The organism is Pseudomonas sp. LG1E9 (assembly GCF_003290225.1).
GTDB lineage: Bacteria > Pseudomonadota > Gammaproteobacteria > Pseudomonadales > Pseudomonadaceae > Aquipseudomonas > Aquipseudomonas cyclaminis.
In genome coordinates, this window is sequence record NZ_CP029983.1 from 3659880 (window position 1) to 3677852 (window position 17973).

Genomic DNA, 17973 nt, shown 5'->3' on the forward strand with positions numbered 1-17973 from the left:
CCTCACTTGAGGAGCTTCAATCATGGACACATCCATCCGTCGCGGTTTGTGGGAAATGGTCGCCGCCATGCTGATCTCCGGCACCATTGGCTGGTTTGTGCTGGTGTCGGGCGTGTCGGTGATCGAAGTGGTGTTCTGGCGCTGCGTGATCGGCGGGCTGACGTTACTGCTGGTCTGTGCGCTGCTGGGTTACCTGCGCCTGGACCTGCTCAGTTGGGCCAAGCTGGGGTTGGCGATGCTCAGCGGCGTGGCCATCGTCGGTAATTGGCTGCTGCTGTTTGAATCCTATTCCCGTGCGTCCATCGCCATCAGTACGGCGGTGTACAACGTGCAGCCGTTCATATTGGTCATGCTGGCGGCGCTGTTTCTCGGCGAACGGATCACCCTGCAGAAGCTGGCCTGGCTGAGCGTGGCGTTCCTGGGGATGCTGGCAATCGTCACGGCCCATGGCGATCAACAAGGCAGTGGCGGGGACTATATGGCGGGCGTCGCGCTGGCGTTGGGTGCGGCGTTTTTGTATGCGCTCGCGGCGTTGATCATCAAGCGTTTGAAGGGCGTGCCGCCGCATTTGCTGGCATTGATCCAGGTGATCACCGGCGCATTGCTGTTGGCCCCGCTGGTGCCTTGGAACAGCTTGCCGCAGACGAGCTATGCCTGGCCGGCGTTGGTCACCCTCGGTGTGGTCCACACCGGATTGATGTATGTGTTGCTGTACGGCGCGATCCAGAAACTGCCGACGGCCATGACCGGCGCGCTATCGTTTATCTACCCGATAGCGGCGATAGGTGTCGACTGGATTGCATTCGGACACCAACTGGGTTGGCTGCAATGGCTGGGAGTGGCAACGATTCTGCTGGCGGCTGCCGGGTTGCAGCGGGGCTGGTGGTGGCCCCGCTCCCGCAGTGTCAGTGCGTGCCCTGGAAGATGATTTTGTCCGGGTTGAAATGCTCAACCACGCTGCCCGGCTGCGGCAGGCCAAGGATATGCCCCTTGATCTTGCCCACCACGTGCATCTCGCACGGTTTGCAGTCGAACTTCAGTGTCAGCACTTCGTCGCCATGGATCAATTGCATCGGCGCGACCTTGGTTTTCACGCCCGTCACACCCTTGGCCTGTTTAGGGCACAGGTTGAACGAGAAACGCAGGCAGTGCTTGGTGATCATCACCGGCACTTCGCCGGTTTCTTCATGGGCTTCAAACGCCGCGTCGATCATCTGGACGCCGTGACGGTGGTAGAAGTCGCGGGCCTTCTGGTTGTAAACGTTGGCCAGGAACGACAAATGCGCTTCCGGGTACACCGGCGGCGGGGTGGTTTCGGCCTTGCGTCCACCACGGGGGTGGGCGGCGACACGGGCAGCCGTCAGTGCTTCGATCACTTCACGGCGCAATGCCTTGAGCTGAGAGTTGGGAATGAAGAACGCCTGGGGCGCGTCCAGCTTGATATCCGTTGCGTGGTACTCGGTGGTGCCCAGTTGGCCAAGCAGGTCGCGCAGGGTATCCAGCGCTTGCTCAGGCTTATTGGCCACGCCGAACGGGCCGGGCAGGGTAACGCCAGCACTGATGCCTTCTTCGCTGGTCGCGGTGATTTCCAGTTGCTCTTCACGCAGGCGCGCCACCCACGACAGGCCGATACGGCGCTCGGCTGAAGTCTTGAGCAGTGCCTGTTGCCAGTTATGGTCCAGGTTGCGGTTCAGCGGATGGTGCGGGCGCAACTGGTGCAGGCCGGCTGGCATTTCGTTCGGCTCGACGCGGTAGCGGTAGCGCTTCTGGCCGTCTTCCTCGAACTCGCCCTTGGGCTCGGCGATGTTGGCGCGGAACCCCACCACTTCACGTTTGACCAGCACGTTCAGGCCATCACCGTTGGACAACGGCTCATGGGTGACCACTTGCAGGTCGCGCTTGCCGGCTTTTTCCACGGTCCCTACCGGCAGGCCGGTGAAGGTCGGGGTATCGAAGGCGCCGATGTCGATCTTGCGGTCGCTGACGAAATAGTCGGTGCTGCCACGGTGAAAGGTTTTTTCCGGGTCAGGCAGGAAGAAGTGCACGGTACGGCCGCTGGATGCGCGGGCGAGGTCCGTGCGGTCTTCGAGCACATCGTCGAGGCGCTGGCGGTAATAGGCGGTGATGTTCTTCACATAGCCCATGTCCTTGTAGCGGCCTTCGATCTTGAACGAACGCACACCGGCTTCGACGAGGGCGCGGATGTTGGCGCTCTGATTGTTGTCTTTCATCGACAGCAAGTGTTTTTCAAAGGCCACGACGCGGCCCTGATCGTCTTTCAAGGTGTACGGCAGGCGGCAGGCCTGGGAGCAATCGCCACGGTTGGCGCTGCGGCCATTTTGCGCGTGGGAGATGTTGCACTGCCCGGAGAACGCCACGCACAGGGCGCCGTGGATAAAGAACTCGATGGCGGCATCGGTCTCGTCGGCAATGGCGCGGATTTCTTGCAGGTTCAGCTCACGGGCCAACACCAACTGCGAGAAACCGGCCTGGTCGAGAAACTTTGCGCGGGCCAGGGTGCGGATATCGGTCTGGGTGCTGGCGTGCAGCTCGATGGGCGGGATATCCAGCTCCATTACGCCCAGGTCCTGCACGATCAACGCGTCGACACCGGCATCGTAGAGCTGATGGATCAGCTTGCGTGCGGGTTCCAGTTCGTTGTCATGCAAGATGGTGTTGATGGTGGTGAAGACGCGCGCATGGTAACGGTGGGCGAATTCTACCAACTGAGCGATATCGCTCACGTCGTTACAGGCGTTATGGCGAGCGCCGAAACTGGGGCCGCCGATGTAAATGGCGTCAGCGCCATGCAGGATCGCCTCGCGCGCGATGGCGACATCGCGGGCAGGGCTGAGCAATTCCAGGTGATGCTTGGGCATGGACATAGTTTTTTTAGTCAGGCTTGTCACGGTTGAGGCGCGCATTGTAGCTGTGAAATGCCTGACCGGCACGCACTCAGGCCTTGGCGGCCATCGCGGTCACTTCCACGCGCATGCCTTCTACCGCCAACGCAGCCACGCCAACCGCCGCACGCACGGGCCACGGCTTGGCGAAGAAGCGTTTGTAGACCTCGTTGAACGCGGCGCGATCGGCCATATCCGTCAGATAGATGGTCAGGTGCATCACCCGGTCCATGGAGCTGCCGGCCTTTTCCAGCGCGACTTTCAGGGCTTGCAGGGTGCATTCGCATTGCAAGGTGATATCGCCCAGCTCCAGGCTGCCGTCAGCGCGGGTCGGGATCTGGGTGGAGACCAGGATACCGTTGAAACCGATCACGTCGGAGGAGATGGAATCGGCATCAGGATCGGGGGTGTAGGACAGGTCGTGGTTGGCCATGGGTGCCTCTCGTTGGACGGTTCGTAAAGGCGCCCATGGTCCCCGAAATCAGCCGCTTGGGCAAACCCGCGGGAGCAGCTTTTTGACGCCAGAAAATAAATATCAACGCCGCGTAAAGTCGCGTATTCAGCCGCCGATAGCGAGTTAGAGATAGCTTCTGCACACGGTTGAGGTTCACGTCATGTTCAATACAACGCTTAAAACAGAACTGGCAGCCAGGACGGCCGAAGTCACCGAATACAAGGGACTGATTGCAGCACTCGAACGCTCCATGGCCGTGGTCGAATTTGACCTCAATGGCAAGGTGTTAAGCGCTAACGACAACTTTTTGCGGACGCTGGGTTACAGCCGCGAGCAGCTGGCCGGTAAATCCCATCGTGATTTTTGCTTGCCGACGCTCACCAGCAGCCCGGCCTACGGCCAGTTCTGGGCGGACCTCAAGGCCGGCAAGTTTGTGTCGGGCAAGTTCAGGCGGGTGGACGCCCAAGGCAAGACCATTTGGCTTGAGGCCAGCTACAACCCGGTCCTGGATGAGGGTGGCCGGGTATTGAAAGTGGTCAAGTACGCGCTGGACATCACCGCCAGCGTCGAACAGGAAGCGGCTACCCGCAGCAAACTGGCGGCGCTGGACCGGGCAATGGCTGTCATCGAATTCGACTTGAACGGCCAGGTACTGGACGCCAACGCCAATTTCCAGAACGTCATGGGGTATTCGCTGGCTGAGCTCAAAGGCAAACATCACCGCCTGTTTTGCGAACCCACCTTGATCAACAGCCACGAGTACGCCGACTTCTGGCGCCGCTTGAACAACGGCGAATTCTTCACCGGGCAATTCAAACGCCTCGGCAAACATGGCCGCGTCGTGTGGCTGGAAGCGAGTTACAACCCGGTCTACGACGGCGACGGCAAGCTGCTCAAGATCGTCAAGTTCGCGAGTGACATCACCGAACGCGTGGAGAAGTTCGAAGAAGACTCCCGTGGCGCCTCGCGGGCTTACCACATCTCGTCCGAGACCGAACGGTTTGCCGAGCACGGCACCCAGGTCATTCAGGAAACTGCCATGGAGATGCGCCGGATTGCTGAAAACATCGGCTCATCGGCGCGTTTGGTCGGGCAACTGGGCGATCGTTCCGAGCAAATCACCGCGATCGTCAACACTATTCGTGGCATTGCCGACCAGACCAACCTGCTGGCACTCAACGCCGCCATCGAAGCCGCACGGGCCGGCGACCAAGGCCGGGGCTTCGCGGTAGTGGCCGACGAAGTCCGGCAACTGGCTGGCCGAACCAGCCGCTCCACGGCGGAAATCGCCGAGATGATCGGCATGATCCTCTCCGAAACCCGCGACGCGGTGACCAGCATGAATGCCACCCAAGAAGGCGCGCAACGTGGCGTTCAACTGGCGGACCAGGCAGGTTCGGTGATCTTGCAGATTCGCACCAGCACCAGCGATGCGGTGCAGGCGGTGAGTATGTTTGCGTCGAAGCTGGATGAGTCGGAGGTGATTCCCAAGGCTGCCGTAGGTTGGGTTGGCTGATAGCGGGGAGCAGATCAGCTTTTGTGGTGAGCGGGCTTGTCGAATCGTCGCACAGCCCGCGTTGGGACTGCTACCTACTCTTTGACGTCCATGAACTCTTCAGCCCACGCCACGTAGCTTTCGGGCAGCGTGTAGGTGTGCGTCAGTTCGGTCGCGCTGAGGTTGGAGGTGCTGTGGGTTAACTGGCGTTGGGCACGCAAGCTGTCGTAAGTGGCTTTGATCGCCGCGAAATAGGCGCCATGCCCGGCAACCACCACGCGCACGCCCAGGCTAGCCAGACGCTGGGCGTCGTTGAGCTTGGGATTGCCGTAAGTCACCAGCATCAAGGGGACGGTGAGCTTTTCTGCGATCTTTTCCAGGTGTTCGAAGTCGCTCACACCCACCATGCAGATCCCATCCGCACCGGCTTTTTGATAGGCCAGGGTGCGTTCGATCACCGCTTCGGTGGGCAATACACCCGCATTGGTCCGGGCAATGATCGACAGCTCAGGGTCGACACGGGCTTCCAGGGCGGCGCGGACTTTGCCGATGCCTTCCTCGATGGAAATCAGGTCAGTGGATTTACGCCCGAATTGCGCCGGCAGCAAGGTGTCTTCAATCGTCAATGCGGCCACGCCGGCGCGCTCTAGTTCTTCGACGGTGCGCATCACGTTGAGGGCGTTGCCGTAGCCGTGGTCGGCATCTGCAATAAACGGCAGTTGGGCCACACGCCCGATGCGCGTGGCCTGCTCAACGAACTCACTCAAGGTAATCAACGCAAAATCGGGCGCCGCCAATACCTGCAACGACGCGACTGACCCTCCCAGGATACCCACTTCAAACCCCAGGTCTGCCGCGATGCGCGCGGACATGGGGTCGAATACGGAAGCGGTTTCAACGCAGCTCGGTTTGGCAAGCAATTCGCGGAAGTTACGGCGCAGCGCTGAGTGAGATTTTTTGGGCATGTTCTTTCCTGGCTCTGATCGTCATATGACGACTTATGTCTATTCGTGGTCGCGCGAGATTACCATGCAGGCGGGCCGGGGATTATGACGTTTGAGAATGGGGTATGCGTGATTCACATAGGTCATGTGCTGGGGGGCCTGTGATGGGATCTTAAATCTCGTCGAGAATGACCTCGGTCGCTTCTTGAAAGGCCTTTTTGAATGCGTTGATAGCAGCCTCGGCCGCGCCACCTGGATGCATATCCTGTCCTTGGATCATTTCAATGTGTTCCTTTAAATCGGAATTGGCGCTGACGAATATTTCAAGTTTTGAAATATGAGTGAGCAGGTTTTTGCAAAGGTTCTTACCCTGCTCCGTCAAACCGGTATAGATGGAAATGCAATGGGTGTTGGACTGGACCCTGAAAAACGTTACATGCTCATCGTAACGATGAAAACGCGGGTGATACATGTCGGAAAACGCGGTGGCGGGCGGGTAGTGGCGGGTCTGCCGGTAACGTGCCTGATTAGACATCCAAACGTTGTCGGTTTTTTTGGAATTACAATCAACGCAAGCAATACTTAAGTTTCGAATATCGAACGTGTGCTGTACGAAAACGCTGTGGGGTAATATATGTTCGATGGGCTTGGCGTGCGCATTGTTCATTAGGGGGCGTCGGCAGTAGCAGCACTGATATCTTTGCTCTTCTTCTATCCGTTTACGAATGTGTTTGCGTATTGCTTTACCCGTCACTTTTGAATTGGTGGGAGAAACATAAGCATAAAAATCCTGCCATAATTTGGTAGTTTTAATGCCCGCTCCCGATTGCCGATGCGCATGCTCTTTAGCAGCCTCTTGCACCATAGAAGCTATGTAAGCCTGAACGTCTGCCAAGCTTTCTTTCTTATCGAAACACTCATCGTTGTACTTCTCACACATGGAGATGATGTCTGCGTTGGACATTGTCTTAAATCGGGACATCAGCCACCTCCTGGCGCATCGCGATGATCGCAAGTCGAGCTTTATTGATCAATTCAACGTCGCTTTCGTACCGCGCGCCCTGGTGGTCGACTGATGAATTTGTGACAAGCTCGGCAAGGGATTTCAATTGCTCCAGGCTGTCATCCAGTTCACTTGTGCTGACCCCGGCTTCGCTATTTCGTTTATTGATAGTATGCCCAACCAGGCGCGCGCAACGCTCGTAGACTTCCTTGTTTAATGGACTATAAGTGTTAAAAATCGAAACCAGTGAGGTTTCCACAGAGCGGCGTTTTTCGGGCGCGATATAATTTAACTTCCCGATCTCAAACCGGAAACAATGTGTGTTCAGCAACGGAGCATTGGAAATCAGCAGAGGTGAGTGCGTCGCGGTCACAATTGAAACGTGCAGTTTTTCGGAAATAAGGCTAAGGATGTGTGGCAACTCCAATTGCCAACTCACATGCAAACTGATTTCAGGTTCGTCCAACAATAGGGTGGTGCCCGCGTTTGCATTGTCAATGCACAGTGTTAGCAGCGTGATGATGTTCTGCTCTCCGGAGCTCAGGTCAGAGTAAAACACGTAGCTGTTCAGGTCATTTTTCTTGACGAGCACAAGGGTAGAGGAATCCTGATGAATCTCGCGCAGGGCTTCCTCGTTTTCGGTTGCATCCGGCCCCATCGCCACCAGCGACTCAACATCCACCATCGCGCGTTTTTTCGAATGGGGTTTCGCACCCAGGTACACGTCTTGGGTAAAATCCAGGCGCTTGAGGCATGCCAGCAATGTCTCCAGTTTTATGGGGTTACAACAGATGCGAGAAAATAGGCCGGGCACGGTATCGATGTGCTGTTGGCGTGTTTTTTGAGCCAGACAGAAAGACGTGAAATATTCCTCGCTCTGGGCCTTTGGGAAACGATTGGATTGGGACAACGTTATCCCGGCTGCAGGTTTTCTCCGTTGAATAAACTCCGTGGCCAAACGCCCTAGGAGTTGGCTTTTTCCTGCGCCGTTGTTACCGATGATATACAGGCATGTCGAAGTATTTTTATCCAATATTGAATGCAATTCAGCGCTGTTGTGGTCTTCGCTGAGGGATGTTAATCCTGCGAAATTTACGTGACGGTTAACGTTGAATAGATACCGGCTGCCGGTAGCTGCGCGGCTGATAGCGTTGCATAATCCATTGACGTCTCGATAGCCATTTCTGAATTGGCTATTAAGTATGCTCGCCACTTTTCTAGGTGTTCCAGTGAGGACCGGTTCATTAAAACGCCAAGAGAGATAGATCGAGCCGGCTAATATCGACCGTTCAATCGCATCAAGAGACCCTATTGCAGGGTTGTCGCTCAGATTGATATAAAGTGTCCGATCATTTAAGCGGTCAGTATTGTTGACAATAATAAAAAGATGTTTTCTGATGCCGCCCTGATGGTAGCTATCAAATGCGACAACTGCCTCAATATTTTCATTATTTGGATTCCATGAATGCCTGAATGACTTGGCGTTCGCCCCTTTGGAAGTACGTGTCATGATATAGAAATCCGGACGCTTGGAGCGCCCAGGGATTTGTGTATATATTTCTTCCGATGTCATTCGGTTGATTAGTTTATCTGGATTGGATAGTCCCGGTGCCTGGGAAACCGCATCAATCAGGAAAGCTTGAGGATGGCTTGGCGCCGGAAACTCATCGAAGCGCTCAGCAAAGCGAGTATTAATAGAGTTGCAATCCAATTTCAGGCGGATCAGGTTCTTTTGCTCTGGCTGAATTTGACCTGACATCAAGAAAGAGTACTTGATGCCCTGACTGCGTACCCCCATTGTCAGGTCAGCGATGTTTGGTGATACATCAATGACGTCGTATCGAGCTCGGTCAAATATTATTCCAGCAAAGCCGGAAACAATTTTGCAGTGACGATAATCGATACCCGTAATCAGACCGATAAGAGCATCAATAATATAGTTGACCAAGTCGATCATTTCTAACGTGCTACAGTCCTGCAGTGGTTTGCGCAGGGCATGATGGGTTAATGTTAATAGTTCGCCGGGCACTGATAACCCAAAATCTTTCCCGCTCTCCCGCAATAGTCGTATTTGACGGATGTTGTCGGTTGGCTCTTGAGAGATTTGGTTTCCAGAACGAATTAAATATGAAACAACCGATACGCAGGAATATAGGAAATCCTTTTCGGGCAGTGCTTGATGGTTAAGTGTTTTTCTAACTTTTTTCAGCAGGCTAGCTGATCTTAATTCGCGCGTATCGTAATACATTATGGGGGTCCGAAAATCCGAGTGCGATGTTTGTTTTGCCGCCAAATTATCGATTCAGATAACAGGGCAGCAGACCGCTAGGGTAGAGGATGGAGATGGCACATTGGTATCAGATTTCCCATGCGCAACGCAAGAAATGCCGAGGCCAAGGCAGCTTTTGCTGGTAGTCAAACACCGCTAACTGGCGAGTACGCTGTGCCATAAATCGCCGAATACATACATAGATTGCATTATTATCGAATTAGGTTATGCATTAACGATATTTTACACCGCTTGTATGCGCCCTCATCGTTGCCAGCTCTAAAAACAGGCATCTGGAGACGAACGTGCGTTACCTGACAACACTGGCGGCCGGGTTGGCCGCCGCCTTGCTGAGCCTGACCGCGACGGCGCAAACGCTGGTGGTCGGTGACCAAAGCTACAACGCCCAGGCCGTGATGGAAGCGGCGGGGGTGCTTGATGATTTGCCCTATACCCTGGAATGGAAGCAATTTACCGCCGGGTCGCCGGTTGCTGAGGCGCTCAACGTCGGCAGCCTGGATATAGGCCTGCTGGGGGATGCGCCGGTGCTGTTTCTGGGCGCATTGGGCGCGCCGATCAAAGTGATTGCGGTCAGCCGGCAAAGCCTCGACGGCGTGGCCATCCTGGTCAGCAAGGATTCGCCCATCAAGAGCCTTGCCGATCTCAAGGGCAAGCGTGCGGCGATCTGGAAAGGCTCTCGGAGCCAGCAACTGCTGCTGACAGCGCTGGATAAAGCCGGCGTGGCCCGCGACTCGCTGGAGCTGCGCTACCTCAGCGCGCTGGACGCCTCCCATGCGCTGGAAGGCGGCTCGGTTGACGTCATCGCGACCTGGGAACCTTACGTGACGCAACAGGAACGCCAAGGTGCGCGGGTGCTCGCCACGGCTGAAGGCTTGATTCCAGCACAAAGTTTCATTGCCGCCAGCGCTAGTGCCGTGGACGCCAAACGGGCGCCCATCAACGATTTTCTGCAGCGCCTGAAAAAGGCCCGTGACTGGGCTCGCCAAGCGCCGGCCAACACCGATGCTTACGCCGATGCGTGGGCCAAACGTACCCGAGCGGACGCGGATATCGCCCGAACCTGGTTTGCCCGTGCGCGCACCACCGTAGAGCCCGTGACCGCCCAATCTTCCGTTGAGGCGCAAAAGACCGTGGACTTTTTTACCGGCCAGGGCTTGGTCAAGTCTTACTCGGCCGCCAGCCTGTTCGATGACTCGTTCGCGGCGTCCTTGCAGCCTGCCGTTGCCAATAAACAGCCGTGAACAGGAAGCCTCTGCAATGACCAAACGACAACTCAAACTGGGCGCCCTGACCATGGGCAGCGGCGGGCCGGGTCGCCACAACTTGTGGCTTGACCCGCAGCTGCCAGCGGATGCCAGTGTCAACATCGACTGGTACATCGACATCGCGCGTCAGGCCGAAGCGGCGCTGTTCGACCTGATATTCATCGTCGACAGCCAGTTCATCACGCCGGGCTCGCCGTCCCATTACCTGAATCGCCTGGAACCGCTGACCCTGTTATCGGCGCTCGCCGTGAGCACCCGCCATATCGGCCTCGTCGGCACGCTGACCACGTCTTACAACTCGCCGTACAACGTGGCGCGGCGCCTGGCTTCACTGGACCTGATCAGCAAAGGTCGTGCAGGTTGGAACGTGGTGACCAGCGGCGATGCCGGCACTGCGGGCAATTACAGCCGGGATGAACATTACGACTATGACACACGCTACGGCCGCGCAGCCGAACACGTCCAGGTGGTGCAGGGGTTGTGGAACTCCTACGAGGAGGATGCATTCGTGCGCGACCGGGCGACCGGGCAGTTTTTGGATCCCAGCAAACTGCATAGCCTGAACCACCAGGGCGAACACTTTTCGGTGGTCGGCCCGTTGAATATCCAACGTTCAGCGCAAGGCCAACCGGTGATCTTCCAGGCCGGTGATTCGCAGCAGGGCCGCGAGCTGGGTGCTGCGACGGCGGATGTGATCTTCACCCATGCTGCGAGTATCGAGCAGGGCCAGGCTTTCTATCAGGATATAAAGGGCAGGGCGGTGCAACAGGGGCGCGACCCGGAGCAATTGCTGGTGATGCCGGGCGCCGAGATTTATGTCGGCGACACCGATACACACGCGCGGGAAATCGAGCAGCACTATCATCAGACCGACCATAGCTTTGAGCTCGCACTGAAGGAGTTTGGGCGCAATTTCGGCTGGCATGATTTCAGCCAGTACGAACTCGATGCGCCGTTTCCACAGCAAAGTCTGGAAGCGGCACGCAGCAGCTTCTTTACTGCCGCCAAACGCATTGCAGACCATGCACGGGAAAAAGGCTTCACGTTGCGTCAGACCGTGGAGTTTGGCCGGCAGTTGCGTCCGGGCGCTTTTGTGGGATCGGCTGAAACCGTCGCACGGAAAATGGCCGAATGGTTCGAAGCACGGGCTGTGGATGGGTTCAACATCTATATAGGGCATCCGCAGCAGTTCACGCGGTTTACCCAGGAAGTGATCCCTTTGTTACAGGCGCGAGGTGTGTATCGCACGGCGTATGAAGGCACGACGTTGCGCGAAAGCCTGGGCCTTGCGATTCCGAGGTTCGTGCGCGAGTGATGCTAGAGTGCGCATCGGTTTTCAACTGATGTATGAAGAATGAGTTCTCAGCTGTTTATTACCCTGGATGGGCCCAAGGGCGTTGGCAAAACTACGCTTTTGGAGGCCGTCACGACCGTACTGAGGGCAGACAACCTGAAGGTGATCCGGCTCTGCGAAAGCAAAAGTGACCCACATCGAGCGCAAACGATGGCCCTCGTCAACGAACTCGTCAGACATCCAAGTCGGGAATTGGAATTGAGGGTTTGCGAGCGTTTTGCTGAGAGTCGGGCGTGGATCACTCAGCACGTGCTGCCCAAACAGCCACGGGACAGCATCATATTGATTGATCGTTGGTACCCATCGGACGCAGCGTTCCGCCGGACCGTGCCGTTCGCAGAGATTCTTCAGTTGAACCTTGATCGCAACGTGCGAGTGCCAGACCTGCACGTCGGTGTCGTCACCGCGCCTGAGATCTCATGGGCGCGAGCGGCAGCACGACGACGCGGGTTAAGCAGTACGGTCATGCATGCGCTGGAAGAACATGTTGCCAGCACCCAGGCGTATGAGCAGGCGGCTGCCGAACATGGCTGGGTGTTGTGCCGTAATGAAGGAACGATCGAAGAGGCAACGATGCAGGTGGTGGCTGAGATTCAGAGCGTGGTGTGAGTCAATCAGTGGAGCACGCAATATAGAAACATAATTTAACATAATATACATTATGCGTAACTATATGTGTCTGACTGCCAGGCGTAGGGCTGAAGAATTCACGCACCACGCCAGCCTTTTTCACCGGTCTGATGGCACTCCTTCAAGTGTCATCTTTACTTGTCGTAACGGATGTCGATCAGTGCCTTGGAGATTTTGCATGAAGCTGCTTGCAGTCTTGGTGTTCTCGCTCGCATCGCTTGCTCAGTGGCTGCGATATCAGCTTCAACAACAATACGCCCAAGGTCACTGCAAACGATCCCGGCACGCCGCAACAGCAACGCCATCGGCTTTATCGATCAGATGCCGGACGCACCCGCCGGAAATTACGCAGTGATCGAGTTCGCCTCGACGTTTGCCACGGCTACTGTCCAAGAGAAAGTGATCGTGCGTGACGACGACAAGCACTGGGGAATCGTCGGTTATTTCGTCAATATGCGCGTTGTTTTCGGTGAGGCCGCCAAGAAAGCCCCCTAGCCGGACGCCGCCTCAATTATTCAATAATGATATAACTCAACTAAATATCTATTTAGTTGAGTTATATAAACGGCGTTTCGGCCCTGCCCACGTCAAAGCTGAAAACGGTCTACCGATTGCGACAATTTACCCGCCAGACTGGACAGTTCATCCGTGGTCGACGCCGTTTGCCCAATCACGCGGCTGTTGTTTTCCGACATGCCGGCGATCATTTCCACCTGATGCGAGATTTCATTACTGGCCAGGCTCTGCTCGCCAATAGTGCGCGAAATGTCATTCACCAACTCTGTAGTGTTCAACGTGGCCTGCAGAATCTCGCGGATTGCCCGTTCGACTTCCGCCGTCACTGCCATGCCTTTGTCCACTTGTGTGACGCCCTCCTCCATGCTGGTCACCGCCTCCCGGGTGTTTTGCTGGATACGTGCGACCATGCTGGCAATTTCCTGGGTCGAGGCACTGGTGCGGCCCGCCAGGCTGCGCACTTCATCGGCGACCACGGCAAACCCCCGGCCTTGTTCACCTGCACGCGCCGCTTCAATCGCGGCGTTGAGGGCCAACAGGTTGGTCTGGTCGGCGATGCCTTTGATGACTTGGATAATGCTGAAAATCGCCTCGGACTCCTTGTCCAGCGTACGGATCACTTGGGCCGATTGCTGCGCCGAACGGGCAATGCCATCCATGTCCTTGACCACCTGGTGGATGACTCGGCCACCATCCTTGGCCAAGGCTTCAGCCTGGTTGGCCATGTCCAGGGCGCGGCCGGCGTGGCGGGTGATTTCTTCGATGCTCGCCGTCATTTCACTGGCTGCTGCCGCCATGGTGCTGGCGGCCGCGCTTTGTTGCTGGCTGCTGCCGGCGACTTCATGGCAGCCGTGGCTCAATTGTTCGCTCATGCCATTGACGCCGTGGGCGTTGCTGCGCACCACTTCGATCATGCCGCGCAAGTCTCGCTGCATAGTGGCGAGGCTCAGAATCAGCGTGCCGGCTTCATCCTTGCGCTTGGGTTCGACAATCGGTTCGCTCAAGTTGCCCCTGGCGATACTCGCCGCGATGCGACTAGCCGTTTGCAGCGGCCCCATGATGCTCAGGATGACCCAGCGGCCTTGAGCCAACAACAGCAACAGGCTGGCAATCAACACCGTGCCCAGGGTGAAGTTGGCAGTGCTGATGGTTTGACGCGTGCCCTCGCCGGTCTGCTGGGTCTCGGTTTCGATCAGTTCACTCAGGGCCGCCATTTGGTCTTCCAAGTGGCTGAACGCGGTGTTGAAACTGTCCAGTTCTGCGCGAGCGGCTTCGGGATTTTCCAAGGCCAGCGCGACGATGCGCTCACCGGCACTGACGTAGGTATCCAGGCTGGGTTTGATTTTTCCCAGGCTGGCTTTGAGGGCTTCATCCAACGGCAGCTTGAGGTTGTCGCCCAGCACCTGGCGAAAGTGCTCGGCATGCTCCTTGAGCGAACTGGTGACCTCGGCCTTGGTGCTGGTGCTTTTCCCCAAGCCCACCAGCATGGCCGACAGCACGTCGGCGCGCAGGGCGTCGTGCATCATGTCGGCTTCCATATGGTTGCGCAGCACCGTCATGCTCACTTCGTTGGCCTGCACCGCCTCGCCCATGCGCGCGTTGCCCAGGTAACTGGCCAGGCTCATGACCAGGGCAGTGAGCATTCCGGTCGCTATCAACAGCATCAAGCGTAATTTGATCGTCATGCGGGTATCCCCATACCTGGACCGCCGGTTGGGAGCCCAACCGCTATGAACGTTATCGGCAACAGTTGCTGGTTAGTGAAGCCTAAGTTTGCGGATCTGCACGGATCCCTTAAGCTGGCCGTCCCTTGCTCCGCCCGGAACTGCCCATGTCTCGAAGTATTGCCCATTTGGCCCTGCTGCTGGGCCTGATCACCGCCGTCGGCCCGTTCGCCATCGACATCTACCTGCCCGCGTTGCCAACCCTGGGTGCCAGCCTGCACGCTTCGCCCGCCGCCGTGCAGATGAGCCTCACTGTGTTCTTCGTGATTGTAGGTGTGTGCCAACTGTTTTACGGGCCGATCAGCGATGTCTTCGGCCGTAAACCACCGATATATGCCGGCCTGCTGATTTTTGCCATTGGCAGTATCGGTTGCGCCCTGGCGCCGACCATCGAAGTGCTGATTGGTTTTCGGGCGCTGCAAGCGTTTGGTGCCTGCGCCGGCATGGTGATCCCACGGGCCATCGTGCGCGACCTGTACACCGGTCATGAAGCAGCGCGCCTCATGTCGTTGCTGATGCTGGTGATGAGTGTCTCGCCAATCCTCGCGCCGCTGGCCGGCAGCGTGGTGATTGCGCTCTGGAGTTGGCGCGAAGTGTTTGCCGTGCTGGCGGTGGTGTCCTTGTTATGCATGGTCATGACGGCGGTGCAATTGCCCGAAACCCACCCGCCCGAGCGTCGCCTGGGCAAGACCCTGGGCAACGCCTTCAGCAGTTACGGGACACTGCTGCGCGATCCGGTGTTTATCGGTTTGTCGGTGGTCAGCGGCTTCGGGTTGGCTACCTTCTTTGTGTTTATCGGCAGCGCACCCTTTGTGTACATCGAGTATTTCGGCCTGACGCCCACGCAATTCAGCCTGTGTTTTGCCCTGAATGCAGCGTCATTTTTCGCCATGAGCCAACTGACCGCGCGCCTGAGTGCCCGCTTCGGCCTGGTGCCGTTGATTCGCGGGTCGGTCACCGCGGTGGCGGCGGTCATGCTCCTGCTGGCGCTCACCACGTTGTGGGTGGATAGCCTGGCCCTGATGATGACCCTGTTGTTTATCGGCTTCGGCTTCCTTGGCTTGCTGTTGCCGGCGGCCGGCGTTCTGGCGCTGGAAGATCACGGCGCGGTGGCGGGTTCGGCCTCTGCCTTGCTGGGCGCGATTCAGATGATCACGGGCGCTGTGTCCATGACACTGGTCGGCGTCTTTGCCGACCACACGCCGGCGCCAATGATCATCGGCATTGCGCTCTGCGCGGTCGCGGCGATGCTCACGGTTATCTGGACATTGCGCCGTTTGCCCGCCCACCTGGCGAGCGCCCCACCCTCCCCCTGATGGCCTGCGGCAGGGCTCGGCGCAAACCATTCGTCGGGCTTGGGCGGGATCCGGCACAACTATCGCCGGCCACGGAATTACTAACTCCATAGCACCCTTAGGAACCTATGGAGATTGAAATGACTGACTATCCACGTCCGCCCTTCGCCCCCCAAGCCCAATCGGTCCCCGGCGCTCAGAAGAAAATGGACCCGTACCCCGACTGTGGCGAGCAAAGCTATAAAGGCTCCGGCCGACTGGCCAACAAGATCGCGCTGATTACGGGGGCCGACAGCGGCATCGGTCGCGCAGTTGCCATTGCGTTTGCCCGCGAAGGTGCCGATGTCGCCATCGCCTATCTGGATGAACACGAAGACGCCAAGGAAACGGCCCGCTGGGTGGAAGAAGCCGGTCGACAGTGCCTGTTGCTGCCCGGCGACCTTGCGCAGAAAACCCAGTGCCAGGCAGTGGTCGACAACACCGTCAAACAGTTCGGCCGCATCGATGTGCTGGTCAATAACGCCGCGTTCCAGATGACCCACGAAACCCTCGAAGAGATCGAGGACGAGGAATGGGTGAAGACCTTCGATATCAACATCACGGCGATGTTTCGCATCTGCAAGGCCGCCCTGCCCCATATGAAGGCTGGCAGTTCGATCATCAATACCAGCTCGGTCAACTCCGACATGCCCAAACCGACGCTGCTGGCCTACGCCGCCACCAAGGGCGCGATTGCCAACTTCACGGGTGGCCTGGCTCAGCTTCTGGGCAGCAAAGGCATTCGTGTCAACAGCGTCGCGCCAGGGCCAATCTGGACGCCGTTGATCGTGGCGACCATGACCGATGACGATGTGAAGCACTTCGGCGAGGAAACCCCGCTGGGCCGTCCGGGCCAACCGGTGGAAGTGGCGCCGATATATGTGCTGCTTGCTTCGGATGAAGCCAGCTACATCTCCGGTTCACGCTATGCGGTGACTGGGGGCAAACCGATCCTCTAAGGCCGAACATGATCCTTGTGGTGAGGGAGAGCTTGCTGTGGTGAGCGGGCTTGCGCGCCGGGCTGCGAAGCAGCCCCACTAAAGCTGCCGAGATTGTTCAGTGGAACCGCGTCGGTAGGTTTTGGGGCCGCTTCGCGGCCCGGCGCGGTGCAAGCCCGCTCACTACAGGTCGAACCGGTCTACGGCTCGACGGCGTTCGTTGTCGTCACGCACGTCGTAGCTGGCGGTGGTCTGGATATTGGTGTGATGCGCCAGTTTCTGCGCAATCGACAGGTCATGTTCCTCGATCACCCGCGTGATGAACGAACGGCGAAAATCGTGGGGCATGATCTTGACCCCCACCTGCTCCCCGCGTTGGCGGGCAATGTAGTAAATCGCATGTTTGGTGATGCGTTCCCGAGTGATATGGCTGCCCCGACGGATGCGATTGAACAGGAAACTGTCGTCCTGCTCACCCTCTTTCAGTTGCTCGCGCCGAAACGCCAACCACGCCTGCAGCTTGGCAAAAGCCCAGTCCGGCGCGTACTTGATCAGTTCTTTGTTGCCTTTGCCGATTACCCGCAAACTGCGTTCGTCGAAATTGATCTGTGACAGGTCAAGGTTGACCGATTCCGACTTGCGCATCCCAGAGCCGTAGAGAATGCCGATCACCGCCGCATCACGCAGCCCCTGTGGTCGAGGGTCAGCGGCGCAGACTTCCATCATTTCGCGGATCAGCGTGCGCCGCAGGTTGCGGCCTTGGCCCAGCCGTGTACCGGGCGCGGGTTTGACCGTGCGCATTTTCAACAAATGTTCCTGGCTGATCAGGCTCATGCGCCAGGCTTCATTCATCACCCCGCGCACCGCGTTGACGTACAACGATGAGGTATTCGGCGCGTAGCCGTCTTCGCGCAAGGCCGCCACCAGGGCGATGACATGTTCAGGTTGCAGCAGGTGCCAGTCGATGTCTTCAAGGTTGATGTCCTCGAAGCCCAGGCGGTCGGCAGCGTCCTGCAGCACATAGCGCATGGTCAGTTGGCTGGAAGGTGCCAAACGGGTGAGGTAGAGGGTCAGCGGGTTGCGGATAGACTCAGACAAAATAGATCAGCCTTTGGATTAAATA

General features: G+C 57.5%; 15 protein-coding genes and 1 pseudogene. 8 read left to right on the top strand and 8 right to left on the bottom strand.

The window, feature by feature from the left end; all coding sequences use genetic code 11:
• Positions 1-22: 22 nt before the first annotated feature.
• Positions 23-928 (top strand): DMT family transporter, encoded by a 906-nt coding sequence (locus tag DNK50_RS16750; RefSeq protein WP_112195241.1) that lies wholly within the window; start codon positions 23-25, stop codon positions 926-928.
• Here DNK50_RS16750 and DNK50_RS16755 read toward each other — a convergent pair.
• A complete protein-coding gene (locus DNK50_RS16755) occupies positions 906-2885 on the bottom strand; it encodes a U32 family peptidase (protein WP_099582928.1) in 1980 nt (659 codons plus the stop codon). The genes DNK50_RS16750 and DNK50_RS16755 overlap by 23 nt on opposite strands.
• A gap of 70 nt (positions 2886-2955) precedes the next feature.
• Positions 2956-3336 carry a RidA family protein gene (locus DNK50_RS16760; protein WP_099582929.1) on the bottom strand — a complete coding sequence of 127 codons (381 nt, stop codon included), beginning with the start codon at positions 3334-3336 and terminating at the stop codon, positions 2956-2958.
• Between the two features lie 181 nt (positions 3337-3517).
• Here DNK50_RS16760 and DNK50_RS29380 point away from each other — a divergent pair, with 181 nt between their 5' ends.
• Positions 3518-4873, top strand: coding sequence for a PAS domain-containing methyl-accepting chemotaxis protein (locus DNK50_RS29380; RefSeq protein WP_112195243.1), 1356 nt, complete (start codon positions 3518-3520; stop codon positions 4871-4873).
• Between the two features lie 74 nt (positions 4874-4947).
• Here DNK50_RS29380 and DNK50_RS16770 read toward each other — a convergent pair whose 3' ends face one another.
• From DNK50_RS16770 to DNK50_RS16780, 3 genes are all read right to left on the bottom strand, one after another.
• Positions 4948-5817, bottom strand: coding sequence for an oxaloacetate decarboxylase (locus DNK50_RS16770; RefSeq protein WP_099582933.1), 870 nt, complete (start codon positions 5815-5817; stop codon positions 4948-4950).
• Positions 5818-5968: 151 nt separating this feature from the next.
• Positions 5969-6778, bottom strand: a complete 810-nt coding sequence (locus DNK50_RS16775; protein ID WP_112195245.1) for an HNH endonuclease — start codon at positions 6776-6778, stop codon at positions 5969-5971.
• Positions 6765-9047 carry an AAA family ATPase gene (locus DNK50_RS16780; protein WP_112195247.1) on the bottom strand — a complete coding sequence of 761 codons (2283 nt, stop codon included), beginning with the start codon at positions 9045-9047 and terminating at the stop codon, positions 6765-6767. Before DNK50_RS16780 ends, DNK50_RS16775 begins: the two co-directional genes overlap by 14 nt.
• Before the next feature lie 326 nt (positions 9048-9373).
• On the opposite strand from DNK50_RS16780, the gene DNK50_RS16785 reads away from it, so the two are divergent.
• The 4 genes from DNK50_RS16785 to DNK50_RS16800 all read left to right on the top strand — a co-directional run bounded on the left by DNK50_RS16785 (position 9374) and on the right by DNK50_RS16800 (position 12833).
• Positions 9374-10330 carry an ABC transporter substrate-binding protein gene (locus tag DNK50_RS16785; RefSeq protein ID WP_112195249.1) on the top strand — a complete coding sequence of 319 codons (957 nt, stop codon included), beginning with the start codon at positions 9374-9376 and terminating at the stop codon, positions 10328-10330.
• A gap of 16 nt (positions 10331-10346) precedes the next feature.
• Positions 10347-11669, top strand: a complete 1323-nt coding sequence (locus DNK50_RS16790; protein ID WP_112195251.1) for an LLM class flavin-dependent oxidoreductase — start codon at positions 10347-10349, stop codon at positions 11667-11669.
• A 39-nt stretch (positions 11670-11708) separates the two neighbouring features.
• Positions 11709-12317 carry a dTMP kinase gene (locus DNK50_RS16795; protein WP_112195253.1) on the top strand — a complete coding sequence of 203 codons (609 nt, stop codon included), beginning with the start codon at positions 11709-11711 and terminating at the stop codon, positions 12315-12317.
• Between the two features lie 171 nt (positions 12318-12488).
• Positions 12489-12833, top strand: a complete 345-nt coding sequence (locus DNK50_RS16800) for a DUF4019 domain-containing protein (protein ID WP_256595283.1) — start codon at positions 12489-12491, stop codon at positions 12831-12833.
• A gap of 92 nt (positions 12834-12925) precedes the next feature.
• Here DNK50_RS16800 and DNK50_RS29550 read toward each other — a convergent pair whose 3' ends face one another.
• A complete protein-coding gene (locus tag DNK50_RS29550) occupies positions 12926-13789 on the bottom strand; it encodes a methyl-accepting chemotaxis protein (protein ID WP_371926549.1) in 864 nt (287 codons plus the stop codon).
• Between the two features lie 42 nt (positions 13790-13831).
• Positions 13832-14539 (bottom strand): annotated as a pseudogene (locus tag DNK50_RS29555) (MCP four helix bundle domain-containing protein); the annotation flags it as partial.
• A 146-nt stretch (positions 14540-14685) separates the two neighbouring features.
• On the opposite strand from DNK50_RS29555, the gene DNK50_RS16810 reads away from it, so the two are divergent.
• Positions 14686-15894 (top strand): multidrug effflux MFS transporter, encoded by a 1209-nt coding sequence (locus DNK50_RS16810; RefSeq protein WP_099582965.1) that lies wholly within the window; start codon positions 14686-14688, stop codon positions 15892-15894.
• A gap of 119 nt (positions 15895-16013) precedes the next feature.
• On the top strand, positions 16014-16871 hold the full coding sequence (locus tag DNK50_RS16815) for an SDR family oxidoreductase (protein WP_112195255.1): 858 nt from the start codon (positions 16014-16016) through the stop codon (positions 16869-16871).
• A gap of 162 nt (positions 16872-17033) precedes the next feature.
• Here DNK50_RS16815 and xerC read toward each other — a convergent pair whose 3' ends face one another.
• Complete coding sequence (xerC, locus tag DNK50_RS16820; RefSeq protein WP_112195257.1) at positions 17034-17948, bottom strand: tyrosine recombinase XerC; 915 nt, start codon at positions 17946-17948, stop codon at positions 17034-17036.
• Positions 17949-17973 lie beyond the last annotated feature (25 nt).